Below are 5109 nucleotides of genomic sequence, written 5' to 3'. Positions count from 1 at the left end.
CTCCTGACCCCCGGCCACCGGCGGGGAGCGCCGCACGCGCTCCCCGCCGAGCCGTTGGGCCCGGCGGGGGCTCAGGCCTCCGTCAGCGTCGTCAGCAGCGCGTCCGCCGCCGCGTACGGGTCCAGCTCGCCCACGGCCACCCTGGCGGCCAGGGCGTCCAGGTGCGCGTCGCCGTGGACGTCCGCCATTCGCGCCCGCAGCGCCGTCACGGCGATCGTCTCGACCTCCCGGGCCGCACGGGTGGCCCGCCGCTGGGCCAGCACACCCCGCTCGTCCATCCACGCCCGGTGCTTCTCCAGCGCCTCGACCAGCTCGTCGATGCCCTGGCCGCGGGCCGCGACCGTCTTCACGATCGGCGGCCGCCAGTCGTCCCGGCCCCGGGCCTCGCCCAGGCCCAGCATGTGGTTCAGCTCCCGGGCGGTGGCGTCCGCGCCGTCCCGGTCCGCCTTGTTGACCACGTAGACGTCGCCGATCTCCAGGATGCCCGCCTTGGCCGCCTGGATCCCGTCACCCATCCCGGGGGCCAGCAGCACCACCGAGGTGTCGGCCTGCGAGGCGATCTCCACCTCCGACTGCCCGACGCCGACCGTCTCGACCAGGATCACCTCGCAGCCGGCCGCGTCCAGCACCCGGATCGCCTGGGGGGCGGCCCAGGCCAGGCCGCCCAGGTGGCCGCGGGTGGCCATGGAGCGGATGTAGACCCCCGGGTCCGAGGCGTGGTCCGACATCCGCACCCGGTCGCCGAGCAGGGCCCCGCCCGAGAAGGGCGAGGACGGGTCGACGGCGAGGACGCCGACCCGCTTGCCGGCCTTGCGGTACGCGGAGACGAGCGCCGAGGTCGAGGTCGACTTGCCGACGCCCGGCGACCCCGTCAGCCCCACCACGTACGCCCCGCCCGTGAGCGGGGCCAGCGCGGCCATCACCTCGCGCAGCTGCGGGGACGCACCCTCGACCAGCGAGATCAGCCGGGCCACCGCTCTCGGCCGGCCCTCACGGGCCTGGGCCACCAGCTGGGGGACGTCCACCGCCGTCATACTGCTGCGCTCCTCGGTTCTTTTACGGGTACGTACGGGCCGCCGGGCCCGAGATCACGGCCCGGCGGCCCGGCGGGTGCCTACTTGGCGACGCGGACGATCAGCGCGTCGCCCTGGCCGCCGCCGCCGCACAGCGCGGCCGCGCCGACGCCGCCGCCACGGCGCTTCAGCTCCAGCGCCAGGTGCAGCACCACACGGGCCCCGGACATGCCGATCGGGTGGCCCAGGGCAATGGCCCCACCGTTGACGTTCACCTTTTCCGGGGTCACGCCAAGGTCCTTCATTGACTGCACGGCCACCGCCGCGAAGGCCTCGTTGATCTCGATGAGGTCCAGGTCGGAGACCTCCAGCCCCTCCTTCTTCAGGGCGTGGAGGATCGCGTTCGACGGCTGCGACTGGAGCGAGTTGTCGGGGCCGGCCACGTTGCCGTGGGCGCCGATCTCGGCGATCCACTCCAGGCCCAGCTCCTCGGCCTTCGTCCTGCTCATCACGACCACGGCGGCGGCGCCGTCGCTGATCTGCGAGGAGGTGCCGGCGGTGATCGTGCCGTCCTTGGCGAAGGCCGGACGCAGCTTGCCCAGGGACTCCGCGGTGGTCTCGGGGCGGATGCCCTCGTCCGTCGAGAAGATCACCGGGTCGCCCTTGCGCTGCGGGATCTCCACGGGGACGATCTCGGCCTCGAAGACGCCGTTCTTCTGCGCGGCCGCGGCCCGCTGGTGCGAGGCGGCGGCGAACTCGTCCTGCGGGGCGCGCTCGATGCCCAGGCGGGTGTTGTGCTTCTCGGTGGACTCGCCCATCGCGATGTTCTCGAAGGCATCGGTCAGGCCGTCGTAGGCCATCACGTCCAGCATCTCGACGGCGCCGTACTTGTAGCCCTCGCGGGACTTGGGCAGCAGGTGCGGGGCGTTGGTCATGGACTCCTGACCGCCCGCGACCACGATGTCGAACTCCCCGGCGCGGATCAGCTGGTCGGCCAGCGCGATCGCGTCCAGGCCCGAGAGACACACCTTGTTGATCGTGAGGGCGGGCACGTTCATCGGGATGCCGGCCTTGACCGCCGCCTGGCGGGCGGGGATCTGGCCCGCGCCGGCCTGGAGCACCTGGCCCATGATCACGTACTGCACCTGGTCGCCGGAGATCCCGGCCCGGTCCAGCGCGGACTTGATGGCGAACCCGCCGAGGTCGGCACCCGAGAAGGACTTCAGCGAGCCGAGGAGCCGTCCCATGGGCGTGCGGGCCCCGGCGACGATCACAGAAGTGGTGTTGTTCGATCCGGACATGAGGCACAGCCCCTTGGATGAGGAGTGAACGAGGGTTTACGTGAATGTACTGGGCGGTACCTCAGCGGTCACCGGGGTGCCGGTGTGATCGCGCGCACGTTGCGTGACGACCCCCTTCGGCGGTGCACTGTCACCATGCTGACAAGAATCGACCACATCGGGATCGCCTGCTTCGACCTGGACAAGACTGTCGAGTTCTACCGTGCCACGTACGGCTTCGAGGTGTTCCACTCCGAGGTCAACGAGGAGCAGGGTGTCCGCGAGGCCATGTTGAAGATCAACGAGACGTCCGACGGCGGCGCCTCCTACCTCCAGCTCCTGGAGCCCACCCGCGAGGACTCCGCCGTCGGCAAATGGCTGGCCAAGAACGGCGAGGGCGTCCACCACATCGCCTTCGGCACCGAGGACGTCCAGGGCGACTCCGAGGCCATCCGCGGCAAGGGCGTCCGCGTCCTCTACGACCAGCCCCGCACCGGATCGATGGGGTCCTCCATCACCTTCCTGCACCCCAAGGACTGCCACGGCGTGCTCACCGAACTGGTCACCTCGAACCCCGAGCACTGACAGACCACTGATGGCCCGATTCCCCGGCCGGTAGAGTGGCCATGGCTCGGCCGGGGTTCGGTGCGGAGACGGGGTCGGGGCCTGTGATCCCTGCCCCGGTATCTGACACCATTCCCCCGGGGGCGTCGTTCAGCGGGCGAGCGATGCTCATGGGAGTGAGCTTGCGACCAGGGGACGGATGGGACCGCGCTGTGCGGGGCTACGAAAGCCAGGAGAGCCATCAGGCCGAGGCCGACCATCTCTCGCGCTTCGAGGCCGAGATGGAGCGGCTGAAGAAGGAGCGCGGGAAGGCCGTCCAGCACGCTGAAGACCTGGGTTACCAGGTCGAGGTGCTGCGCGCCAAGCTTCACGAGGTACGGCGCGCGCTGGCGTCCCGCCCCGCCTACGACGGCGCGGACATGGGCTACCAGGCGGAGCAGCTGCTCCGTAATGCCCAGATCCAGGCCGACCAGATGCGTTCCGACGCCGAGCGCGAGCTTCGTGACGCCCGGGCCCAGACCCAGCGCATCCTCCAGGAGCACGCCGAACACCAGGCACGCCTGCAGGCCGAGCTGCACGCCGAGGCCGTCAACCGCCGTCAGCGCCTGGACCAGGAGCTGGGCGAGCGGCGCCAGACCGTCGAGGCCCACGTCAACGAGAACGTGGCCTGGGCCGAACAGCTGCGGGCCCGTACCGAGGCCCAGGCGCGCCGCCTGATGGAGGAGTCCCGCGCCGAGGCCGAGCAGTCCCTGAACGCCGCCCGCGCCGAGGCCGCCCGGGTCGCCGAGGAGACCCGGCGCCGGATGGCCGCGGACGCGGAGGCCGCCCGCGGGGAGGCCGAGGCCACCCTGCTGCGCGCCCGCAAGGAAGCCGAGCGGCTGCTGACCGCCGCCTCCTCGCAGGCCCAGGAGGCCAGCGAGCACGCGGAGCGGCTGCGCTCCACCACCACCGCCGAGGCCGAGCAGACCCGGCAGCAGACCATGGACCTCGGCCGGGTGGCCGAGTCCCGCGCGCAGGAGGCCGAGTCCGCGCTGCGCCAGGCCCGTGCCGAGGCCGAGCGGGTCCTGGCCGAGGCCAAGGAGAGCGCGGCCCGTCAGCTCGCGTCGGCGGAGTCCGTCAACGAGCAGCGCACCCGCACCGCCAAGGAGCAGGTCGCCCGGCTGGTCGGCGAGGCCACCAAGGAGGCCGAAGCCCTCAAGGCGGAGGCCGAACAGGCCTTGGCCGACGCCCGCGCGGACGCCGAGCGGCAGCGCACCGAGGCCGGCCAGCAGGCCCGTACGGCAGCGGCCGAGGACATGGCGGCACAGCTGGCGAAGGCCGCCCGCACGGCCGAGGACGTACTGAACAAGGCCTCGGAGGACGCCCGGGCCACCACCCGGGCCGCGTCCGAGGAGGCCGAGCGGATCCGTCGCGAGGCCGAGACCGAGGCCGACCGGCTGCGCCTGCAGGCTGCGACCACGGCCGACGAGCTCAAGGGCGCCGCGAAGGACGACACCGAGGAGTACCGGGCCCGCACGGTCGAGCTCCAGTCGGAGGCCCGGCGGCTGCGCGGCGAGGCCGAGCAGCTGCGCGCCGAGGCCGTCGCCGAGGGCGAGCGGATCCGCGGCGAGGCCCGCCGCGAGGCCGTTCAGCAGATCGAGGAGGCGGCCCGGACCGCCGAGGAACTGCTCGGCAAGGCCAAGGCGGACGCGGACGAGCTGCGCGGTGGCGCGACCGCCGAGAGCGAGCGGGTGCGCGCCGAGGCCGTGGAGCGGGCCGGCACCTTGCGCAGGCAGGCCGAGGAGACCCTGGAGCGGACCCGCGCCGAGGCCGAGCGGCTGCGCGCCGAGGCCGAGGAGCAGGCCGAGGGCGTACGCGCCGAGGCCGACGCGGCGGCGGTCGCCCGGCGCCAGGAGACCGAGCAGGCGCTGGCCGCCAAGCGCGCGGAGGCCGACGAGGAGCTCGTACGGCTGCACACGGAGGCCGAGGCACGGCTGACGACGGCCGAGCAGACGCTGCGTGACGCCCGCGGTGCGGCGGAGAACATCCGCCGGGAGACCGCGGAGGAGAACGACCGGCTGCGCGCCGAGTCGGCGGAGCGGATCCGCACCCTGCAGGCGCAGTCGGAGGCCGAGGCCGACCAGCTGCGCACCGACGCGGCGCAGGACGCCGGCCGGGTGCGTGCCGAGGCCGAGCAGGCCGCCGTGCGATTGCGCGGTGAGGCCGAGGTCGAGGCGGAGCGGGTGCGCTCCGAGGCCCAGGAGACCGCGGAC

At 73.2% G+C, this 5109-nt stretch carries 4 protein-coding genes; 2 read left to right on the top strand and 2 right to left on the bottom strand.

Annotated features, from left to right (window positions below; translation table 11 throughout):
* Nucleotides 1–71 precede the first annotated feature (71 nt).
* Together meaB and ACWGIU_RS29365 are read right to left on the bottom strand one after the other, a co-directional pair.
* On the bottom strand, nt 72–1034 hold the full coding sequence (gene meaB / locus ACWGIU_RS29370) for a methylmalonyl Co-A mutase-associated GTPase MeaB (protein ID WP_030764054.1): 963 nt from the start codon (nt 1032–1034) through the stop codon (nt 72–74).
* Nucleotides 1035–1114: 80 nt separating this feature from the next.
* On the bottom strand, nt 1115–2314 hold the full coding sequence (locus ACWGIU_RS29365) for an acetyl-CoA C-acetyltransferase (protein WP_453710804.1): 1200 nt from the start codon (nt 2312–2314) through the stop codon (nt 1115–1117).
* A gap of 135 nt (nt 2315–2449) precedes the next feature.
* On the opposite strand from ACWGIU_RS29365, the gene mce reads away from it, so the two are divergent.
* Both mce and scy read left to right on the top strand, forming a co-directional pair.
* Complete coding sequence (gene mce / locus ACWGIU_RS29360; RefSeq protein ID WP_008738238.1) at nt 2450–2878, top strand: methylmalonyl-CoA epimerase; 429 nt, start codon at nt 2450–2452, stop codon at nt 2876–2878.
* A 191-nt stretch (nt 2879–3069) separates the two neighbouring features.
* A partial coding sequence (gene scy / locus ACWGIU_RS29355) for a polarized growth protein Scy (protein WP_453710802.1) occupies nt 3070–5109 on the top strand: 2040 nt, incomplete at its 3' end.

This window comes from Streptomyces sp. NPDC054840, assembly GCF_053611065.1.
This window is presented reverse-complemented; position numbering and strand designations above follow the sequence as displayed.